This window comes from Acidobacteriota bacterium, assembly GCA_026393755.1.
Taxonomy (GTDB): domain Bacteria; phylum Acidobacteriota; class Vicinamibacteria; order Vicinamibacterales; family JAKQTR01; genus JBAXOX01.
In genome coordinates this window covers 217,202-236,723 of sequence record JAPKZO010000006.1, presented here as the reverse complement: position 1 = coordinate 236,723, position 19,522 = coordinate 217,202, and the positions used below count along the sequence as shown (strand labels likewise).

At 65.4% G+C, this 19,522-nt stretch carries 20 protein-coding genes and 1 riboswitch; of the genes, 6 read left to right on the top strand and 14 right to left on the bottom strand.

What is annotated here, in order from left to right; all coding sequences use genetic code 11:
• Positions 1–23: 23 nt before the first annotated feature.
• A riboswitch (Fluoride riboswitch) is annotated at positions 24–100 on the bottom strand.
• Between the two features lie 271 nt (positions 101–371).
• The 3 genes from NTV05_03415 to NTV05_03405 all read right to left on the bottom strand — a co-directional run bounded on the left by NTV05_03415 (position 372) and on the right by NTV05_03405 (position 4,140).
• Entirely contained in the window at positions 372–1,892 is a 1,521-nt protein-coding gene (locus tag NTV05_03415) for a DegQ family serine endoprotease (protein MCX6543447.1), read from the bottom strand.
• A gap of 146 nt (positions 1,893–2,038) precedes the next feature.
• Complete coding sequence (locus NTV05_03410) at positions 2,039–3,448, bottom strand: HAMP domain-containing sensor histidine kinase (protein MCX6543446.1); 1,410 nt, start codon at positions 3,446–3,448, stop codon at positions 2,039–2,041.
• Positions 3,449–3,462: 14 nt separating this feature from the next.
• Entirely contained in the window at positions 3,463–4,140 is a 678-nt protein-coding gene (locus NTV05_03405) for a response regulator transcription factor (protein MCX6543445.1), read from the bottom strand.
• A 151-nt stretch (positions 4,141–4,291) separates the two neighbouring features.
• Here NTV05_03405 and NTV05_03400 point away from each other — a divergent pair, with 151 nt between their 5' ends.
• Complete coding sequence (locus NTV05_03400; protein MCX6543444.1) at positions 4,292–5,242, top strand: homocysteine S-methyltransferase family protein; 951 nt, start codon at positions 4,292–4,294, stop codon at positions 5,240–5,242.
• A gap of 7 nt (positions 5,243–5,249) precedes the next feature.
• Here the strand turns inward: NTV05_03400 and NTV05_03395 are convergent, their stop codons facing one another.
• The 3 genes from NTV05_03395 to NTV05_03385 are packed head-to-tail and all read right to left on the bottom strand — an operon-like array spanning position 5,250 to position 8,685.
• A complete protein-coding gene (locus tag NTV05_03395) occupies positions 5,250–7,751 on the bottom strand; it encodes a plasma-membrane proton-efflux P-type ATPase (GenBank protein ID MCX6543443.1) in 2,502 nt (833 codons plus the stop codon).
• Between the two features lie 33 nt (positions 7,752–7,784).
• Positions 7,785–7,925, bottom strand: a complete 141-nt coding sequence (locus tag NTV05_03390; GenBank protein MCX6543442.1) for a DUF6125 family protein — start codon at positions 7,923–7,925, stop codon at positions 7,785–7,787.
• A 4-nt stretch (positions 7,926–7,929) separates the two neighbouring features.
• On the bottom strand, positions 7,930–8,685 hold the full coding sequence (locus NTV05_03385) for a DUF364 domain-containing protein (protein MCX6543441.1): 756 nt from the start codon (positions 8,683–8,685) through the stop codon (positions 7,930–7,932).
• Between the two features lie 161 nt (positions 8,686–8,846).
• On the opposite strand from NTV05_03385, the gene NTV05_03380 reads away from it, so the two are divergent.
• The 4 genes from NTV05_03380 to NTV05_03365 are packed head-to-tail and all read left to right on the top strand — an operon-like array spanning position 8,847 to position 12,145.
• Entirely contained in the window at positions 8,847–9,386 is a 540-nt protein-coding gene (locus NTV05_03380) for a hypothetical protein (protein ID MCX6543440.1), read from the top strand.
• A complete protein-coding gene (locus NTV05_03375; protein MCX6543439.1) occupies positions 9,383–10,846 on the top strand; it encodes an ATP-binding cassette domain-containing protein in 1,464 nt (487 codons plus the stop codon). The genes NTV05_03380 and NTV05_03375 overlap by 4 nt, the downstream gene beginning before the upstream one ends.
• Positions 10,836–11,441: a hypothetical protein gene (locus NTV05_03370; GenBank protein ID MCX6543438.1), complete on the top strand. Its 606-nt coding sequence runs from the start codon at positions 10,836–10,838 to the stop codon at positions 11,439–11,441. The genes NTV05_03375 and NTV05_03370 overlap by 11 nt, the downstream gene beginning before the upstream one ends.
• A gap of 17 nt (positions 11,442–11,458) precedes the next feature.
• Complete coding sequence (locus tag NTV05_03365; GenBank protein MCX6543437.1) at positions 11,459–12,145, top strand: energy-coupling factor transporter transmembrane component T; 687 nt, start codon at positions 11,459–11,461, stop codon at positions 12,143–12,145.
• 119 nt (positions 12,146–12,264) lie between these two features.
• On the opposite strand, the gene NTV05_03360 is transcribed toward NTV05_03365, so the two are convergent.
• The 5 genes from NTV05_03360 to NTV05_03340 all read right to left on the bottom strand — a co-directional run bounded on the left by NTV05_03360 (position 12,265) and on the right by NTV05_03340 (position 16,191).
• Entirely contained in the window at positions 12,265–12,777 is a 513-nt protein-coding gene (locus tag NTV05_03360; protein ID MCX6543436.1) for a DUF6125 family protein, read from the bottom strand.
• A gap of 76 nt (positions 12,778–12,853) precedes the next feature.
• Entirely contained in the window at positions 12,854–14,086 is a 1,233-nt protein-coding gene (locus NTV05_03355; GenBank protein ID MCX6543435.1) for a YeeE/YedE family protein, read from the bottom strand.
• An 89-nt stretch (positions 14,087–14,175) separates the two neighbouring features.
• Positions 14,176–14,838: a hypothetical protein gene (locus NTV05_03350; GenBank protein ID MCX6543434.1), complete on the bottom strand. Its 663-nt coding sequence runs from the start codon at positions 14,836–14,838 to the stop codon at positions 14,176–14,178.
• 291 nt (positions 14,839–15,129) lie between these two features.
• Entirely contained in the window at positions 15,130–15,651 is a 522-nt protein-coding gene (locus tag NTV05_03345) for an FmdE family protein (protein MCX6543433.1), read from the bottom strand.
• 243 nt (positions 15,652–15,894) lie between these two features.
• Complete coding sequence (locus tag NTV05_03340) at positions 15,895–16,191, bottom strand: metalloregulator ArsR/SmtB family transcription factor (protein MCX6543432.1); 297 nt, start codon at positions 16,189–16,191, stop codon at positions 15,895–15,897.
• Between the two features lie 114 nt (positions 16,192–16,305).
• Between NTV05_03340 and NTV05_03335 the strand changes: the two genes are divergently transcribed.
• Complete coding sequence (locus NTV05_03335) at positions 16,306–17,196, top strand: cation diffusion facilitator family transporter (GenBank protein MCX6543431.1); 891 nt, start codon at positions 16,306–16,308, stop codon at positions 17,194–17,196.
• Positions 17,197–17,215: 19 nt separating this feature from the next.
• On the opposite strand, the gene NTV05_03330 is transcribed toward NTV05_03335, so the two are convergent.
• The 3 genes from NTV05_03330 to NTV05_03320 all read right to left on the bottom strand — a co-directional run bounded on the left by NTV05_03330 (position 17,216) and on the right by NTV05_03320 (position 19,508).
• The gene (locus NTV05_03330; GenBank protein ID MCX6543430.1) at positions 17,216–17,656 is read right to left on the bottom strand and encodes an arsenate reductase ArsC; all 441 of its coding nucleotides are present in this window, start codon (positions 17,654–17,656) and stop codon (positions 17,216–17,218) included.
• A 305-nt stretch (positions 17,657–17,961) separates the two neighbouring features.
• Positions 17,962–19,056: an ACR3 family arsenite efflux transporter gene (gene arsB, locus NTV05_03325; protein MCX6543429.1), complete on the bottom strand. Its 1,095-nt coding sequence runs from the start codon at positions 19,054–19,056 to the stop codon at positions 17,962–17,964.
• The gene (locus NTV05_03320) at positions 19,053–19,508 is read right to left on the bottom strand and encodes a metalloregulator ArsR/SmtB family transcription factor (GenBank protein ID MCX6543428.1); all 456 of its coding nucleotides are present in this window, start codon (positions 19,506–19,508) and stop codon (positions 19,053–19,055) included. Before NTV05_03320 ends, arsB begins: the two co-directional genes overlap by 4 nt.
• Positions 19,509–19,522: the final 14 nt, after the last annotated feature.

Sequence of the window (19,522 nt, the reverse complement as noted above, 5' to 3'; positions counted from 1 at the left end):
GTGGCAGACACTCCCCGAGCCCGTCGCTCGTAGGAGTCATCTGCCCTGGCGAAATAACGGGTCAGGGCGGTTCAGGGTGAACTCCAACACCCAACGCGGCCAGCATAGCACTGGCTTCTTCCGGCTTCAACCAAGCCAGGTTGTCTCCACGCCAACACGTCGATCGTCGCCGATTCCTCAGCGGCGCCGCGGCGGGCGGGCAGTACGCCGTGCTTTGCCAGTTCATTGGCCCCGACGACCATGCCGTCCGTGAACATCGGGGTCCCGTCTGCGCATCGTCGATGTGGAGCGGTCGTTCAGCGACCGTCGATCGGAGCGTGCGTCCGACCGACGGTCTTATGGAACATGAGGTCGTCCGGTAGTTATCGCAGTCAGGCGTTCGGTCGGACGGTCACAAACAGGTTCCGTCCGTCACGGCTGATCAGCAGCAGCGTCGGTTTGTCGGCGTTGCTGCGAACCGCCGTCCGCAGCTCCTCGACCGTCTGGACCGGCCGCCGATTGACCTGCTGAATAACGTCGCCCGCCTGAAGGCCCGCGCCGGCGGCGCGGCCGTCGGGATTCACGTCCTGCACGACAACGCCCTTCGCGCCGTTCGGCAGGTTGAATCGGTCGGCAAGCTCCGGGGTGAGGGGCGCCACCGAGATGCCGAGCGCCGATCGATCCTCGGTCGTTGTCGAGTCGCTCTCGCCCTTCTCGGAGGTCTTGCTCGCCACCGCTTCGCTGAGTGTCACCGGCACGTCGCGCGTCGCGCCGTCACGGACGATGGTCACCGTCGTCTTCGATCCGGGCGGGGTGTCGGCCACGCGGTTCCGCAGAGCGTTCAGGTCTTTGACGGTCTGGCCGTTGAACGCCTCGATGACATCACCCTGCTTGAGGCCGGCTCGATCCGCCGCGCTGCCGGGGTCGACCGTGCCGATGATCACGCCGCCGACCTCCTTCAGACCGAGGTTCGCGGCCATGTCCGAGGTCACGGGTTGAATGGTCACGCCCAGCTGCGAACGATGGACCTTCCCGTCCTTCAGGAGCTGGTCGGTGACGTGGCGCGCCATGTTCGCCGGAATGGCAAAGCCGATCCCGATGTTCTCGCCGGTATTCGAGAGAATCTGCGAATTGATCCCGACCAGCTCGCCCTTCGTGTTGACGAGCGCCCCGCCAGAATTGCCATGGTTGATGGGCGCGTCGGTCTGCAGAAAGTCTTCGTAACTGCCGTCGCCAGTGCCTGTAGCCCGGCCCTTCGCGCTGATGATGCCCATCGTCACGGTCTGGCCCACGCCGAGCGGGTTGCCGATCGCCAGGACGACGTCGCCCACGTGGACGGCGTCCGAGTTGCCCAGCGTGAGGGCCGGAAGCGCGTCGGCTTTCACCTTGAGCAGTGCCACGTCGCTCGCCTTATCCGAGCCCACCAGCGTGGCCGACAGCGTGCGGCCGTCCGTGAATTCGACGCTGATGCTGTCGGCTCCGTCGATCACGTGATTGTTCGTCAGGATGTAGCCGTCACGCCTGATGACCACGCCCGAACCAAGGCCGCGCTGCCTGGGCACTGGCCGCATCTGCGGCGGCGTCTGCTGGCGCTGTCCCTGCTCGAATGGATCGCCGAAGAAACGGCGAAACAGTTCGTCGCCATCGCTGAACTGGGTCGGCGATATCTTCGCCTTGCTCTCGACACGAATCGTGACGACCGCGGGTGCGACGACGTTGACGATATCGGCGTAGGAGTCGCGGGATCCAGGGATCGAATGGGTGATGGTCGATGCCGCAGTGGTTTTCGATGAGGCGGCTTGCGCGTGGACCGAAGCGCCGTACCACGCCCCGCCCGCCACCAGTGCGGCAGCTGCCACGAGGGCGAGTCCGGCTCGCTCTGCGCGCCGGGTGAAGCTGGAGACTGAGTTCATGGCCGTGTTCCCTTTCTGAAATGTCGAGTCGTTCCAATCGCGGATCGGTGGCTCCGCTCTATCCATATAGACGCCATCTCCCCTGTCGAGGACGTGACGTGAGCATTACATCTGTGTAAGAAACCGGCAGGAGGCGGGCTGAGGGCCTACAGGCGCGGCGTCTGGCTTCCGCCGCCGCTGAAGCTCTGGCGGACCGCCGTAGCCTTGGCGAAGGCGGTTGGCGGGACTACTGAGGCGGACCTCTGAACAGGCAGGAATACAGAAAACGCGGACCCTCTGCCCGGCTCGCTCTCGACGTCTACCGTGCCGCCGTGTGCTTCGACGACGGCTTTGACGAGGCTGAGCCCGAGGCCGAGCCCCCGCTCGGTACGGCTGGTATCGCCGCGGAACAGCCGGTCCCAGATGCGCGGCAACTCGTCAGGCGGGATGCCGAGGCCGGTATCCCGGACCCGGAGCCGCGCGCGATCACCGCCGGCCAGCACCTCGACGTCCACGCGCCCGCCAGCCGGCGTGTACTTCAGCGCGTTGTCGATCAGGTTGGCGGCGACCTGCTCGAGTCTGGTGGCATCTGCCTCGACCACCACGTCGTCGGGCGTGTGCGCCGTCAGGACAATCCCCTTCGCGTCCGCCACGTACCGGTACAAATCCACAGCCCTGTCGACGACGGCGCCAAGGTGAACGGGCTCGCGGCGCAGGCGCATGGCGCCGCTCTCGGCCTCGGAAATGTCCATGTACGTGTTGAGCATCACCAGCACACGATCCGACTCCTCCACGCAATCGGCCAGCGCTTCGCGATAGCGATCGAGATCGGGCGCCGAGACCAGCGCCATTTCGGCCGTGCCGCGCAGACGCGTCAGCGGGGTCCGCACGTCGTGCGACACGTTGTCGAGCGATCCGCGCATCGCGGCCACGAGCCCTTCGATCTTGTCGAGCATGGCGTTGAACAGCCGCGTCAGTTCGTCGATCGCGTCGCCGTGCCCGTCGCCCGACAGCGGGACACGCTCATCGGTGCGGCCCGTACTGATGATCCGGGACACCGCGCGCGTGAGCCGCCGGATCGGCCGGATCGCGGAACGCGTCATGATGAAACCGCCGGTGAGCGCCAAGACGACCACCGTCCGCGTGACGAGGCCGAGCGCCGCGCGAAACCGGGCGAGCAGAACCTCGCGCGCGTCGGTGCTCTTCCCCACCTGCACCAACGTCCCGTCCGCGAGGCCGAGCGAGGCCGTCTCCAACCGCTGGAGATCCCAGCCTTCGGGTTGGCTCAAGACGATCGCCTCTGCCCCCCGGTCGACGACGCGGACGAACAAACGCTCGGGTGCCGTGCGCTGTTCAGCCTGCACGGTGTCGGTGAGCGCTTGAAGCCCTCCCCGCTGATACACCGCCGCATATTCTCCCAGCTTGGAGCCGAGGATTTCGCGATCGCGCTGCGCCAGCGACGCGGCGGTCAGCCAGTAGGTCATGAACACGATGACCACCGATCCGCCGACAAACAGCGTCGCGTACCAGAGGGCCAGACGCAGGCCGAACGCCGGCAGATGGGGGCGACTCGCCACGATCGTCTCGGTCGTCACGGCTCGGCCCTGAGCACGTATCCCACGCCGCGCACGGTATGCAGCAGCCTCTTCCCGAACGGACGGTCAATCTTCTCCCGCAAACGGCTCACCAACACGTCGACAATGTTGGTTTGGGGATCGAAATTGTATTCCCAGACGTGCGACAGAATCATCGTCTTCGATACGACGCGCCCCGCGTTTCGCATCAAATAGTCGAGCAGGGAGAATTCACGCGGATGGAGGTCGATCGGCGTTCCTCCACGCGCGGCGCGCCGCGACAGGAGATCGAGCACCAGGTCATCGACGGTCAACGTCGTCGGATCCGGCGCGCGGGTGGCACGCCGGACCAGGGCCTGCACCCGCGCCAGCAGTTCGGCAAACGCGAACGGTTTGGTCAGATAGTCGTCGCCCCCCGCCTGCAGCCCCTTCACGCGGTCGTCGACCGAGCGGCGGGCGCTCAGGATGAGGACCGGCGTGTCGATGGCGTGCCGGCGCATCTGGTCGATCACCGACAGGCCGTGGCGTTTGGGGAGCATCAGGTCGACGACCGCGACGTCGTAGGTCCGCTGCCGCATGCGATCGAGCGCGGCCTCGCCATCGGCGGCCACGTCCACCGCGAAGCCGGCCTCGCGCAGACCCCGAGCCACGAAGTCGGCGATCGTCGCATCGTCTTCGACGATCAAGGCGCGCATGGGTAACCCTGCTCACTGAGGATCGCACGGACCGACCGGACATGGGTCAGACCGGGGGCATCCGAGCGTCCTGATTTCGCCACAGCGAGGGCGATTGTACCGCGAAACGCGTTGCGGGCCACCCGGCGTTCGAGGATAGACTGGAGACATCGTGATCGACCGGCGTCCCATCGGCGAACTCCTCGCGGCCGACGTCCCTGTGCTCATGGAAGGCGCGGTGGTCGAGCGCGTCAGACGCGGCGCGCCGGCGCTGTTTGACCCTCTCCTCGCGAACGCGCCCTTGATTTATGGCGAGGCCGGCCGCGCCCTGCTGCGAGAGATCTACACGGACTACATCGACATCGGGCGGGCGCATGATTTTCCCCTCCTCAGCCTTGCGCCCACATGGCGCGCCAACCCAGATCGACTGGCCGCGTCCGCCTTCGCGGGACGCGATCTCAACGGGGACGCCGTACGGTTCCTCCAGGAGATCCGGGGTGCCGCTGGCGATTACGGGGCACAGGTGTACATCGGCGGACTCATGGGCTGCCGCGGCGATGCCTACAAGCCTCAGGAGGCCCTCAGCAGGGAATCGGCCCGGGCGTTTCACGCGGTCCAGGCCGCGGCACTCTCTGGCGCGGGGGCCGACTACCTCATGGCCTCGACCATGCCCGAGATCCACGAGGCACTCGGCATCGCGGACGCCCTTGCATCCACCGGTTGCCCATACCTGGTGAGCTTCATCGTGCGTCCCTCCGGCTGCCTGCTGGACGAAACGCCGCTTGATGACGCCTTGGCGAGCATCGACGACCAGGTGGCTCCGCGTCCCCTTGGCTACCTGGTGAATTGCGTCCACAGTTCGGTCCTGGAGTCAGCCCTCGGTGCGCCGGCCGGCCGGCGAGCGCTGGACTCGGGCCGGCTCCTGGGCCTTCAGGCCAACACGTCCTCCAGGAGCCCCGAGGAACTGGAGGGTTCTCAGGAACTGGCGGGAGAGGCCCCGGAGGCGTTCGCGTCGGGGATGTGCTCGCTGCGAAAGCAGTTCGGTCTGCGCGTACTGGGCGGATGCTGCGGCACGGATGGCGGCCACATCGCCGCGCTGGCCCGAGGCCTGATGGTGGCGTGAGTCGCTCCTACGCGGCCGCTTTCGGCACGCGCCAGCGGATCATCGCGACCTTGAGAACGTCGTTCACAACCAGGCACGAGACCATCGCATAAGCGAATATCGTGAGCACCAGCCACCCCGGCAGTGGCATCAGTCCCGGCAGACCCACGAACGTCAGGACAGTGCCCACCACCGCGTCGGCGACGAGCGCCGCCAGGAACGTCTTGCTCGGCAGCGTCGCCCAGAACCAGCGGCGCTCCCGCGCCGACACGATCGAGAACACCGCAAAGTAGAGCAGCGTCAGAAAGCTGAAGGTGTAGAGGGCATTGTCGTTGGTCGCCAGACCGAAGCGCGACCACCCCACCCACAGGAGGACGAGGGTCTCCGCGACCATTACGACGCCCAGCACCACGGACACCATGACGAAGCCCCCGATGTTCCACGTCTCCGGTTCCCGGGAGGGTCGAACGTGGTCGGTAGCCAGGGCGATCTTCGCAAAGTCCGTCATGAAGACCAGCAGCAACATCGCAAACGCGGAGACCACGAACTTGCCGGTCAGCACAAATGCGATAGCCACGAAGGCGGCCTTCAGGATCGTCCGGCTGATCTTGTTGATGATCCACGTCAGAATGCGCTGATAGATGGTCCTCCCCTGCTCGACCAGTGCCACGATATTCGTGAGACCCGCCTCGGTCAGCACGACGCTTGCGGCCCCTTTGGCTACGTCGGTCGCGCTGCTGACGGCGATGCCCACTTCGGCCTGACGCAGCGCGGGAGCATCGTTGACGCCGTCGCCCGTCATCCCGGTCACGTGCCCTGCGGCCTGCAGGCGCTGGACGACGATGTACTTGTCCTCCGGATAGACTTCGGCGAACCCGTCGGCGCCCGCCAGCACGTCACCCGCCCCGCTTCCGGCCTGCGGGGGCGCGGCCTTCAAGTCCGCCACCCGCCGGATCGTGGGCAACCCGACGCCGCTTGCGATTTCGCTCGCGACCGCCAGGGCGTCGCCCGTGAGCATCTTGACCGACACGCCCAAGTCCCGGAGTTCGGCAATCAGCTGTCTGGCCTCCGGCCGGGGCGGATCATAAAGCGTCATCAAGCCGAGCAATACCGGTTTGGACGAAGGCGCCTGGTCAGGGCCTCGCGCGACCGCCAGTGTCCGATATCCCTTCAGGGCCGATTCGCTGACCCGCGCCTCCAACGCCTCGATCTCCGGGGGCGTCAGACCGCACGCCTCGGCGACGGTTCGAACGGCGCCCTTCATCACGCGAAGCCGCTGTCCGTTCTGTTCGACGACGGCTTCGGTCCGCCGGTTCTTCGCATCAAACGGCGCGAAGGAGACGGGCGTCGCGCCTGGCCTGCCGTCGAAGACGTGCTTCTCCTGTGCCGCGGCGAGGAACGCCAGATCAATCGGATCGTGGTTGGCTTCTTGAGACGCAAGTGCGCCGGCGAACAACACATCGGCGTCTGTCGCGTGCGCCAGCGGGATCACGCCGGTGACGGCCAGTTGATTCATGGTAATCGTGCCCGTCTTATCCACGCACAGCACGTCCATCGTCGCGGCATCCTCCGCCGCGCTGAGGCGGGTGACCAGCACGCCGCGCTTCGCCAGTTCCTTCGCCCCGACGGCCATGCTGACCGTGAACATGACGGGAAGAGCGACCGGTACCGCGCTCATCAAGAGCACGAGCATGAGCGGAACCATCTCCAGGAGCGGTACACCGCGGATGATCGACAGGACAATCACGACGCCCAACAGCGCGCCGACGATCACGAAGAGCCAGCGGACGACTTTGGCCACCACCGCCTCGATGTGGAGTTTCGGTCGCGCTTGCTGCACCAGTTCGGTGGTGCGTCCAAAGAAGGTCTTCGCCCCGGTCAGCATCACGACGGCGTTGCCTTCGCCCCGGTGGACGACGGATCCTGACGAGACGACGTCGCCGGGCGCCTTGTCGGCGTCCTTTGACTCGCCGGTGAGCGCCGACTGATCGACGCTCAACGATCCAGTGAGGAGTTTCACGTCCGCTGGAATGATGTCGCCTGCGCGCACGCGGACGATGTCGCCCGGGACCAGATCCCGGGCGGGAATGACCTGCCAGCTCGCCTCGCGGCGTACCCGCGCACTGACCTGCAGCCGGCGCCGCAGCGTCTCGACCACGCCTGCTGCCCGATGCTCCTGCATAAAACTCAGCACCGCGTTGACGACCAGCAGCGCGCCCACCACCACGAGATCGGAGAGTTTCCCGAGCACCGCCGACAGCACCATGATCAGCTCGAGCATCCACGCCGACACGCCCCAGAACTTCCGCAGGAACATGAGGACGGGGTGCTGTGGCTGTTCGGCCACTTCGTTGTAGCCCTGCGCCTTCCGGCGGACGTCCACCTCGGCGGACGTGAGCCCAACGTCGGGATTCACGTGAAGCATCGCGAGCGTGTCGGGAACCGACGCGGATGCGATGTCGGGAGCCTTGGCCGATGCGGGCACGACGCGAGGCGACTCTATTCCAGGGGTTTCTGTAGCCGGGTGCATCGGATCTCCTCCGTGGCACTGCCGAGGCGCTCGTCAATGGCCGATGGCGGCCTCCGGGCCCAGCCGCTCTTCCGCAGCCAGGAACCAGCATCCGTCATGCGCCAGCCAATTCCTGGCGAACGCCTTCAGCGCCTGCAGCAGTTCCTCGCGCGACATGGTCACATGGCAGGTCATGGGCTCAGACTCGAGCATGGCCATCGATCCCATGCCCGTGAGGGCCGACGGTCATCGCCGCAAGCCGAATGCCGGGCAACTGTCGAAAGGACGAACCTTGCTCGATGGCCCGAATGGCGCCCATCTCGTCGGTGACGATTGAGCCGGCCACCGCGGTGGCGCCGTGATCGAGCAGCACGTGCGAAAGTGGAGCCGTCGGACCGAGCACCACCACGAACGCACCCGGTTTGCAGAGCGACAACAGATGATCGAGTGTATGGTTGATGAGCGATGACGCGGTCACCGCGACCACCTCCGCGCGGGGAATCAGCGTATCGGCGGCGCTGGCAGGGTATTCGCCGTCTGCGGGTCGACGCTCGATCACCAGCAGTTCGCCAACCAGGTTGCGCAGTCGCGGCACGAAGGGAAATGAACCGACCACGGCCACGCACTTTCCGGCCCCTCGTCTGGCGATCAGGTCAAAGGCATTGATCAGGGTGATGGCGGTTTCATCGACCACGATGAGAGAGTTGATCGCGGCTACGCCGATACTGGCCTCGGTCGGGTCATCCGAGCGGGCGTACTCGGCCAACTCGCGCGCGCTCTTCAAGTGGAGCCGTCCCGCATCCCTCACCGTTCGCTGGTGAGGTCGGTCGTCGATGACCGTGGCGGCCAAGCCACAGCGGTCACTGCAGACGGCGGTCAGGTGAGCGCCGACCAGCACGTGCCGCACCGCGCAGTCCCCCGTCAAGCTGGCAAGCAGGTCGTCAAGGATCCCCATAGTGTTGCGTCGTCCGTGAGACGATGACCGGCATCCCGCCGTGGGCGGGCCGCCGGAATCGTACTACAGCGGGCCTCGGCTCGGGTCCTGGGAATGGACATCTGCACGATCTGCGCGTGAACACGGAAACCCATCGCCGTTGAAAGGGTAAGATCCAGGGGATGCCACCTTCCGAACCAGCCATCGTTGTGCTCACGGGAGCCTCCGGATCTGGCAAGACAACCGTGTGTCTGGCCGTGGCAGCGCGCGCCCGCTGTCAGCCCGTCGAGGGCATCGTCACCGTGCCGCGATTGGAGAACGGGGCGCCTGTCGGCTTGGACGTGATGTGTCTGGCCACAGGCGTACGCCGGCCGTTGGCAGAGGTGACGGGTGAGACCGACGGGCCTGTTGTCGGAAAGTGGCGCTTTCACCCAGCTGGTCTGGAGTTTGGCAATCGGTGCTGCGCGGTTGCCCGATCCGATGGTCTGCTGGTGATCGATGAGTTCGGGCCCCTGGAGCTCCTCCGTTCCGCTGGATGGATCGAGGCCATCGGTCCCCTCCGTGATCGACCCGGTCCATCGCTGGTCGTGGTCAGGCCGTGGCTGATGGAGGCGTTTCGCGGGCGTGTCGCCGGACGCCCACTCCGGACCGTCGAGGTCACCACGGACCTGCGAAACGACCTTCCTGGCCGCGTCATCACGATGCTCGAAGAATTGGGATGATCGATATCCGGCGGCTCTCGGTCGGGTTCGGCCAGCAACCGGTGTTGAACGACATCGACCTGCACATCGGGGCGGGCGAACGAGTGCTATTGGCGGGGGCGTCCGGCAGTGGCAAGAGCACGCTGCTGCGTTGCATTGCAGGCATCGTGCCCCACGCAGTGGCGGCAGACATCACCGGCCGTATCACCGTGGCCGGTCGAGACACCGCCTCGACACCTCTTGGCGAACTGGCCCAGACAGTCGGGCTCGTGTTCCAAAACCCAGCTGTCCAACTCTTCAACCTGACTGTGGGAGAGGAGGTGGCGTTCGGCCCACTGAATCTCGGACTCACGAGTCGAGAGGTGCGCGCACGAAGTGAGTGGGCGCTGTCAGTGTCAGGGCTCACGGGCCGAGAAGCAGCGGACGTAAGAACGCTGTCAGGGGGTGAGCAACAGCGGCTTGCCATTGCGGCCGTTCTGGCGATGCGCCCTGCCGTTCTGGCGCTCGATGAACCTCTGGCCAGCCTGGACGTCGAGAGCAGCCGGCGTCTGATTGGCGCGTTGGACGACCTGTCCCGCTCAACCGGCACGACTGTGGTTGTGGCCGAACATCGACTCCGAGAAGGTGCCGAACTGGCGTCCCGCACCGTCTTGCTGGACGATGGCCGGGCGGTAGCCGACGGGCGGACCGCGACCCTTATGGATCAGCGGGCGCTGTTGCGCGACCTCGGTTTGCGCCGGCCGACGTCGGCGTCCCAATCTTCGTGGGAACAGCTGATCGGTCCAATGGCGACACCCGGTGGAGTTCCGATTGTTGAGTTGCGAGGTGTGGAGGCGTGGCATGGCCGGCAGTGTGTGCTTGGGGGGCTCGACCTCGTCATTCACGAGGGTGAGTTCGTCGCGCTTGTCGGCGACAATGGCAGCGGCAAGTCCACCGTGGCGAAGGTGTTGGCCGGCATACTCCGTCCGAAGACCGGCGTCGTGCGTTGGACGCACGGGAAGCCGGTGCCGGGACGAGACGTCGGCATTCTGCTCCAGGATTCCCGCTGGCAGTTGTTCTGCGACACGGTGGCGAGCGAGGTCGCGCTTGGCCCGTCGAACTTCGGCCTCGATTCTTCACCCCTGGTGTCACGCCTGCTGAACGCCGCCGATCTGGAGCAGGCGGCCGACCGTCCCCTGCACACGCTATCGGCAGGTCAGCAGCAGCGGGCCGCGCTCTGTGCCGTGCTGGCCCTCGAGCCCATGTTGCTGATCCTTGACGAGCCCACGATTGGCCAGGATTGGCGTCACTTGGAACGCCTGATGACGGTGGTGTCCGATATGAATCGGCGCGGCTGTGCCGTGCTGCTCATCAGTCACGACTTCAAGTTGATCCACCGACACGCGAGTCGCATCGTCATGCTGCGCGATGGACGTATTGCCGCCGACGGCGTGCCGGCCACCGGCCAGGCTGATGAGGCCCAGGATATTCATGCGATATAACGTGCGCGAGTTGGTCTACGTCGGCGTGTTCGGCGGTCTCTGGGGCGCCGTTGAGATCAGCGCCGGTTCGGCGCTGCACGCGCTTGGCATGCCGTTCGCGGGGTTGCTGCTCGCCGCCTCGGGACTGACCATCGTCCTGGTCGGGCGGTTGTACGTACCGCGCCCGGGATCGGTACTGTTCATGGCCGTGGCCACGGCGTTTCTGAAGATGTTCAGTGTCGGCGGCGTGGTGGTCACGCCGATCGTCGGCATCCTGATGGAAGGAGTCCTGGCCGAAGGAGGTCTGCTGCTGTTTCGTTTATCGCGTACGGGATTCGCGGTGAGTGGTGCCATGGCGACGCTGTGGCCACTGGTGCAGCCGTTTGTCACACAGGGACTGCTCGGAGGAGCCGGGGTGTGGCGAGTCTACGACGGGGTGCTCCGCCTCAGTGGCAAGCTGTTTGGGTTGACCCCGGCCTCTGGCCTCGCCATCGTCGGATTGCTGGTCGCGATGCACGCCGCAGCGGGCGTCCTGGCAGGAATGATGGCGTGGCACGTCGGGACCGCACTGCGAGCGAGAGGACACGAATGGACCAGCGGAAGCCGTCGCCAATGACGGGGACCGCACGGGCTATGGCGACGCCCGCGCCAGCCGTGCGTTTGGGGCTGCTCATGTGGTCGGTGGTGCTGGGAGTCGTCTCGTCTGGCTGGAAGCTTGGAGTGGTGCTCGCTGGAACACTTGCCTTGGCCGCCATGGTTCGGCCAAGTGGTCTGCGTGTGCTGCGCCGGCCCGCACTGTGGTTCAGCCTTGTTGCCTTGCTGGTCCTGCCTCTCTTCCTGATCGAGCCGCGCGATCTCCCTCTCGCCGGTGGGCTCACGGCGTCGAGCGCGGGCGTGACGCTCGGCCTGTCCATGGTGGTGCGGGCGATCGTGATCACCGTGGCCGCAGCGGGTTTTTCCACCACCGTCTCGATTCGCGAATTGGCCGATCTGCTTGAGGCCGCGGGACTGAGGGGGCTGGGCTTCGCTCTGGGCGTGGCCGTCCACAGTGTGCAGCACTCCCACCATGTCTGGATGACGACAGCCAAGGCATTCCGGCTCAGAGGCGGTTTCCGCACGACCTGGTGGCGTGATGGCCGGTTGTTGCTGGTCACAGTGGTCAGCACGATGTTGCGCCGAGCGGATGAGACGGTGGCGGCAGCCCAGGCCCGGGCCTTTTCCCCCGACCGCATCCGTCCCGCCGCGCCGCGTCTATCGGCGCCGGATTGGTGGTGGATCGCGTTGCTGACAGCGGTCGCGGCAGCATTGCTCGTGGTGTAGCGGCGGAGATCAATGTCAGCAGATTCCGACAGACAAGTTGGGATTGCGGTCACCCGAGTGGCGAAGTCGATTCGGTCTGTTGTTGAAACAGGTCGGGTGACCGCGGGTCGGACCGTGCCTCATTCGCTGAGCGTGAACTCCCACGTGCAGGCGCCGGCCTGATTGGGATCCGGCGGACAGTGGATGCAGCGCGTCGCAATTCGCGGGTCGATCGCGCTGGCAAACGTGCTGAATTCCACGTCTCCAACGGGCCGGCATGGAAAGGCAGACAGGCCTTTCCGGCGACGCGTGTCCTGCACGCGACACCCGTCCATCACGAAGCGCAGCGTGCGGCCATCGTCGGACCACTCCACGTGCTGCTCGTTGAGCACGGCGTACATGCGCAACGACAACGCGCGCTCCAACGCCTGAAGACCCCCGCCGTGCGGGATGCCGAAGACCTCGATGAGGCGCTTCGCCTCGGCGGCGGCGAACCGTCTCCAGGCGACTGCGTCCAGATCGATCGCGGCTTCCATACCCAGGCGTTCTTCGGCGGCGAGAAACCAGCACCCGTCATGCGCCAGCCAGTTCTTGGCGAACGCATTCAGCGCCAGCAGCAGGTCCTCGCGCGACATGGTCTCATATGGCGACATCGGTGTTCCCCTGTTCAATGGGTGGTTTTCGGGCGACGGTTCAGTTGATGCGAGTGTGACACACGGAGGCCATCCCTTACGACTGGAAGGGGTTCCACCCTATCAGATAGAGACAGCTCGCGGCCCAATTCCCGAGCGCGGTCGCGACGCCGAAGATCAGCATCCCTACACTCATCAGCGCCCAGCCCGACAGGATGTTCCCCACGACGCATCCCGTGGCGAACGCCGCTCCGATGCCGACGAGTACCCCACCGAAGAATGCGATGACCGTCTGCTCTGGTGGACGCGGCAGCAGCGTTACGGCCCCGCTCATCCTCGCGGACGCCCAGGAGCCGAGGGGAAGTGACAAGACGACGGAAACCAGCCACCAGTTGATGACCTTCGACGGCGGGGCTGGCGGACGCGGCGGTTGGGGCGCTGGAGCAGGCGAAGCGACAGGTGTCGCCGCCGGCGTTGCCGGCGCCCGCCACACATGCTTGAGGTTGGTTTCCGTGAGCACCTGGTAGGTTTGCAGCACGCCGTGTGTGACGCCCAGCGGATAGTTGCGGCCGGTCGCCGCTGAAGAGAGGTACGCGGGCACCGCCAGGATTCCGATCGCCAGTCCCGCCTGCCAGGGCTTCCAAGAGCGCGTGAGCAACGTCTTCGGGACCGCGTCTGGTTGCACGCGGTTTGGCTGGCGACGACGCTGGCGTAGCCACATCACGGCGGCGCCCGTGGCTCCGGCAATGATCAGAGCGAGCAGCCAGTACGGCAGGCCCGTGAGGCTCGCGAGCGTCACCGGCCTCCCACCGGCTGCCGTCACGACGTTGGCCAGCATGGCCACGTGCACGCCATGGAGCGGACCGGTCTCCACCATGCCGATACCCAGAGCAATGCCGCCGAGCGCCGCCATCGAGTTCAGATTCCCCTCGGCCGCTTTAAAGAGACAACCGCTGATGCAGCCTCCGGCCAGCACCGTCCCAACGCCGAAGAGCACGCCCCCGACGAGGGCGCTGACCCAGATCATCGGCTTGGGCGCGAGTTGGACCCACCCCGCCGCCTCGATTGCGGCGAAGCCGATCATCGACACCACGATGGCGATCCAGATCCCAACGACCTTCGTGCGATCCCGAAAGACGACCACTTCGCTCAAGGCCGCCGCACCACAGAGGGATCCCTTCTGGAGAAAGAACCCAAACAGGAAGCCCACCGGAATCGCCGTCAACACCCAGATGCGCGTGACAGCGGCAGCGATGGTCAGCAGGATCAAGCCGAGTGTGGCGATAACAGCGTACCCGCGCCAATGGATGGGAGATTGCGAGGATGTCATCGAAGTCTCCTACAGTCGTTTCGGGCCTTTCGGGTCGTGGACATCAGTGCCCCTGGCCCTGCCACGTGACCCGCAACCGGAAAGGCAGTTCACTGCCCTATCACCGAGAGCGGCGGAAGGAAGGGGCTCTTCAGCAACAAGACCTGCGTCTGGATCCGCCACGTCGGGACCGGGATCAAAGCCGGGGCACCGCCACCAAGGGTCCTGTCGATCACGATGCGAACGGGAGTGTGCGGCACATCCACCGCGGTCGCCCCGGTCACAACCCACCGCCCTGAGGCAGCCAGCGCTTGGCGGGTCTCCTCGATGTGTTCGTACCTGCCACTCACCGTGACGCCTTTCACGACGTGAACGGACAACTGCGCCACGACACCGCGCGCGGCGAGTCTCGGACCATCGTCGGGATCGAGCCACACGCGCAACAATTCCACCTGAGTCTCGATCCGCGACCACCGAGCCGTGACGAAGCCATTGACGCGGAGATCCCGTCCGGTGAACCCCGCCAGGAGCGACTTGGTCAACGTCGGCTGTTGTGCGGAGAGATCGAGATGCTCGCCGTGCCGCACAGCGACTGCAAACCCAGCCTGCCACGCGATTCCCAACGGACGAATCCCTTGCGGCGCGGCGCGTACGCGGAGCACGCCCAGTGGGCCGGTGCCATTGCCCGGCATATTGGCGCCACCGCCGCGGAAGAGTCCGCCGAACACGTCGAGCCCATGGCTTCCCCCACCCAGCCTCGACGCCGTAGTCACGGGAAAAGCTCCTGCCGAGCGCCCCATTCGGAACAAGGCGGTTGGTTGCGGCCGACCGATCTACGAATGGGAGGAAGGCATCCGGCTGGAACCGCTCCAGCCCAAATGGCGGCACGAACTGACCGATCTTCACCTGGAGCGTCCCGGCAGGCACGACCAGGTAGGCGTCCTGAAGGTAGACGCGGTCGTCGGTGGTCGAGTGCAGGCCGGTCTTAAAGATCGCCTGCACATATCACCGCCAGTGCGACCACGACGACCAGCCGCACAGAAGTCAGCACGCACTTCCGCCCATCAGCGTCCATACTCCGAACAGCCCTGGCACACGGGTTTGCCGTCGCCGGTGCGGAGGTACCGTTCGAACACGATCTCTCCACAGACCGAACACGTCTGTCGATTGAACGATCCACGTGGCGGAGCGTACGCGAAATCAGGGCAATCGGCCACGGCGAACACGTCGTCGTCTGGTTGCGACAGCGTCCACGCGATGGCGGCGTCGGTGACGTCCTGCGGAATCTGCGAGGGCTCGATGCCGCGCTTGCGGTGTGCGAAAAACTCCGCGGCGCCAAACGCATCGAGGAACGACGTCTTGAGCACGTACCGGACCGGTGTGAGCTTTGGATACCAGAAGGTAGCCGCCAATTTGCCCCAGTAGACCTTTTCGATCAGGGCCTTGCCAAAGGTCGCGCCGGTCGCGACCTGGATCCCGTCCATCAGGCAGGTCTGAGGATGGCCCTCGCCAAGTTCGCAGATGACGTGCAGCGCATGGTCTTGCTCGCGGGCAAAACTGAGGTGCTCGAGTGCGAGCAGGCCCATGAGTTAGCCCAGCGGCATGAACGGGCAGCGGTGGCCATGGAACGTGAAGGCACAATCGGGCGGCGCGTAGCGGACGACATCAGTCATGGTCGTTCTCCTTGTGTCGGCCCCCGTGGCGGGGGCACCCAAGGTGTGTCGTTGTTCATGTCCTGAGTCCTTTCATGGCCTGTTCGTTGACCGGTGTCCTCGTGAGTGGCTATGTGGCCACATTGGCACCCTCGGCTCAAAAAACACACCCACCGCTCACGCGCGCTCCTTCATCACCTGGGTCGCACACGAAACAAAATTGACCACGCACGGCGTCAGCAGCGTGTAGAACACCGAGTTGCCTTCCCGGCGATCGGCGACGATGCCGTGCGCCCGCAGTACCGCCAGATGCTTGGAGACCGTCGTGCGATCCGAGCCGACGAGATTGATCAGTTCGCCCGCCGAGCACTCTCCCCTGGCGAGCCGGGCCACGATCTTGAGGCGAGACTCATTTGCCAGGGCCTTCAGCACCTGCGCCTGCCGCTTGAAGATGTCCCCGGCGTGTCTGGTCACGTTGACCTCCTGACCCTCGCGTGCCATCATGTGGCGATATGGCCACATTGTCAAGCGTTAGATTGGCGGGGGCGTCGCCAGCCGCCGCTGCGATGCTAGTCGAGAGGTGCCATCATGACCGCCGATCATGATCACGTCCCGGCGACCTACGATCGCGCGTTTGCCCTGGGAGTCGGGCTCAACATCATCTTTGTGGTCACCGAGGCTGTGTTTGGCGTTATCGCCGGCTCAACGGCTCTACTGGCGGACGCCGCACATAACTTCAGCGATGTTCTGGGCCTTCTGTTGGCGTGGGGCGCGAGTTGTCTGTCGCGGAGGCCGCGCTCGGCCCGCCGCACGTACGGGTGGCGCAGTTCCTCTATCCTGGCCGCGCTGGTTAACGCGGTCGTTCTGTTAGTCGTCACTGGCGGCATCGCGTGGCAGGCCATTCAGCGTTTCGGGACGCCGGAATCGGTTGGTGGCGGCATCGTCGCGTGGGTGGCCCTCGTTGGGGTGGGTGTCAATACGGCGACGGCGTTGCTCTTCATGAGAGGACGCAAGAACGACCTCAATATCCGCGGGGCATTCCTGCACATGGCTGCGGACGCGGCCGTGTCAGCCGGCGTGGCTGTGGCAGGCATGGCGATCCTCGTGACCGGTTGGCCGTGGATTGACCCGGTGGTCACGCTGCTCATCGCCGCCGTGATTCTTGGAAGCACGTGGGGGCTGTTGCGGGAATCGGTCAATCTGGCCCTGCACGCGGTGCCCGAGGGGATTGACCCGCAGGCCGTTGAAGCCTATTTGATGGGTTTGCCTGGCGTGACGGCCGTACATGATGTGCATATCTGGGCCATGAGTACCACCGAAACGGCGCTGACGGCACACTTGGTCAAGCACGATACCCGAGACGACGACGCGATCATCGCCGACGCGACCAGGACGCTCCACGAGCGATTCGGAATCGAGCACACGACGTTGCAGTGGGAGCGCGGCCCAGACGCGTGCTGTCCCCGTCTGCCGGGCTAGAACGACCGGGACCCACGTTCTACGACCGAACGCCGTTCGGTGCATTCCGACTGAACGCCACTGTCAGTCGTCGTCTCAGTTGGTCGCGGGTTCGCCGGAACGCGTCGGCCCTGTCGGCTTCGGAACCGTCCACACCGGCAGGGTCCGGCAGGGCCCAGTGCAGGCGCCGCGCGCGACCCAGAAACATCGGGCACTCTTCTTCACCGCAGAGTGTGATGACCGTGTCGACCTCGGCAGCCGGTATCTCGGAGACATCCTTAGACCGGTGATGCGAGATGTCGATGCCAATCTCGGCAAGCACGGCGACGGCCTCAGGGCGTACGCGCGTGGGCGTTGAACCGGCCGACCAGACCGTGACGTCCGGCGGGGCAAGGGACCGGGCGATGCCTTCGGCCATCTGGCTGCGTGCGGAGTTGGCCACGCAGAGAAACAGCACGCCACGCGGGGAGAGTGCCCGCAAGACCGCAGCCTCGACCAGCCACTCAGGAGGGATCCCGGAGTCTCCCTCGTACGTCCGGCAGCACAGACTGCCCGCGGCCGTCGTCTTCCCCTCGATATCCACGCCGTTCACGCGAATGGACGGTGACCCCAGAAACGCTGTCTCAGCGGCCCGTTCGGGCGTCTCGACGTTCACACGGTCGACGGTAATGCCGGGGCCGAGCCGGCCGGCGACTCGATGCGCAAGCGTGATCGCGGCCTCCGCGTGAGGGCAGCCGCCAGACGTCAGAATCTCGACGCGCACGCTCGCGCGAATGCCACAGGCGCTCATCGCACACCGGCGGCGGTGAGGTCGACGTCAGACCGACCGACCGTGAAATACCGCCGCTGGAAATAGAGCGCCACATTGACGAGAGCGATCAGGGCCGGCACCTCGACCAGCGGGCCGATGACGGCGGCAAACGCCGCCCCGTGATTGATGCCGAACGTCCCGACGGCCACGGCAATCGCGAGTTCAAAGTTGTTCGACGCGGCGGTGAACGACAACGTCGCCGACTGGCTGTAATTCGCGCCGACGGCCCTGCTCATGAAGAACGACAGGACGAACATCACCACGAAGTAGATCAGGAGCGGAATGGCGATGCGGATGACATCGAAGGGCAACTGGATGATCGTTTCGCCCTTGAGGGAGAACATCACGATGATCGTGAACAGCAGCGCGACGAGCGTGATCGGGCTGATCTTCGGGATGAATCGCTGGTGGTACCACGTTTTGCCGTTAAGCCTGATCAGCGTGAAGCGCGTCAGCACTCCGGCGATGAACGGAATGCCCAGGTAGATGAAGACGCTCCGGGCAATCTCGCCAATGGTGATGTTGACCGCCACGCCCTGAAGGCCGAACCAGGCCGGAGCCACGGTGATGAACACCCAGGCGTACACGGAGAAGAAGAGCACCTGGAACACCGAGTTGAACGCCACGAGTCCGGCACAGTACTCGGTGTCGCCCTTCGCCAGTTCGTTCCAGACGATCACCATGGCGATGCAGCGCGCCAATCCGATCAGGATCAACCCGACCATGTACTCCGGCTTGTCGCGCAGGAAGATCACCGCCAGCGCGAACATCAGGATGGGGCCCACCACCCAGTTCTGTACGAGCGACAGCGCCAGGACTTTCCCGTTACGGAACACCTGCCCCATCTCCTCGTAGCGGACCTTTGCGAGCGGCGGGTACATCATCAGGATGAGGCCGATGGCCAGCGGAATCGAGGTGGTGCCGACGCTGAATTTGTTGAGAAACGGGACCACGCCCGGCACGAGGTACCCGCCACCCACGCCGACCGCCATCGCCAGGAAAATCCAGAGCGTGAGATAGCGATCAAGAAACGACAGTTTCCCACTGACGCCTGCGTGTGCCTGTCTCATGCGCACCTCCGAGCGGGTGCGACGTGGCGACGGGACTGCTTCGGTGCGGGCGCTGGTACGGCTCCCACCGCCTTCCGATCGAATCCCGTGCTGCAGAGTACCTCGAGGGGAATCTTGCGCAGCGCGCGCACGGCCCGCACGTCCTTCCCCACCTGTTCGTCTGCTTCGGCAAGCCGTAACGCCTGACGAGCCAGGTCGGAGAGGGGGCCCTCGGCGACCACGTGATACCGGACCCACTTGCCGATCTTGCGCTCGGTCACAAACCCGGCGCGGCGGAGATCGCTGAGGTGTGACGAGACGGTGGAGGCGGCAAGCCCAAGCGCCGCTGTCACCTGGCAGACGCAGAGGTCGCCGCCGCGCAACATGGCGAGGATGCGCAGGCGGCCCGGGTGCGCCAGCGCCTTCACCGCGTCAATGACGTCTGGGAGCGTGGCATGCGTGGTGTGAGTCATGGTGATGGTCCGTT

Coding starts and splice junctions, on each gene's coding strand:
- NTV05_03390 (MCX6543442.1), bottom strand. CDS start 7,925: ATGACCTGCCATGTGACCATGTCGCGCGAGGAACTGCTGCAGGCGCTG.
- NTV05_03335 (MCX6543431.1), top strand. CDS start 16,306: ATGACCGCCGATCATGATCACGTCCCGGCGACCTACGATCGCGCGTTT.
- NTV05_03355 (MCX6543435.1), bottom strand. CDS start 14,086: ATGACATCCTCGCAATCTCCCATCCATTGGCGCGGGTACGCTGTTATC.
- NTV05_03380 (MCX6543440.1), top strand. CDS start 8,847: ATGCCACCTTCCGAACCAGCCATCGTTGTGCTCACGGGAGCCTCCGGA.
- NTV05_03370 (MCX6543438.1), top strand. CDS start 10,836: ATGCGATATAACGTGCGCGAGTTGGTCTACGTCGGCGTGTTCGGCGGT.
- NTV05_03360 (MCX6543436.1), bottom strand. CDS start 12,777: ATGTCGCCATATGAGACCATGTCGCGCGAGGACCTGCTGCTGGCGCTG.
- NTV05_03415 (MCX6543447.1), bottom strand. CDS start 1,892: ATGAACTCAGTCTCCAGCTTCACCCGGCGCGCAGAGCGAGCCGGACTC.
- NTV05_03385 (MCX6543441.1), bottom strand. CDS start 8,685: ATGGGGATCCTTGACGACCTGCTTGCCAGCTTGACGGGGGACTGCGCG.
- NTV05_03365 (MCX6543437.1), top strand. CDS start 11,459: ATGGCGACGCCCGCGCCAGCCGTGCGTTTGGGGCTGCTCATGTGGTCG.
- arsB (MCX6543429.1), bottom strand. CDS start 19,056: ATGAGACAGGCACACGCAGGCGTCAGTGGGAAACTGTCGTTTCTTGAT.
- NTV05_03320 (MCX6543428.1), bottom strand. CDS start 19,508: ATGACTCACACCACGCATGCCACGCTCCCAGACGTCATTGACGCGGTG.
- NTV05_03345 (MCX6543433.1), bottom strand. CDS start 15,651: ATGGGCCTGCTCGCACTCGAGCACCTCAGTTTTGCCCGCGAGCAAGAC.
- NTV05_03395 (MCX6543443.1), bottom strand. CDS start 7,751: ATGCACCCGGCTACAGAAACCCCTGGAATAGAGTCGCCTCGCGTCGTG.
- NTV05_03375 (MCX6543439.1), top strand. CDS start 9,383: ATGATCGATATCCGGCGGCTCTCGGTCGGGTTCGGCCAGCAACCGGTG.
- NTV05_03405 (MCX6543445.1), bottom strand. CDS start 4,140: ATGCGCGCCTTGATCGTCGAAGACGATGCGACGATCGCCGACTTCGTG.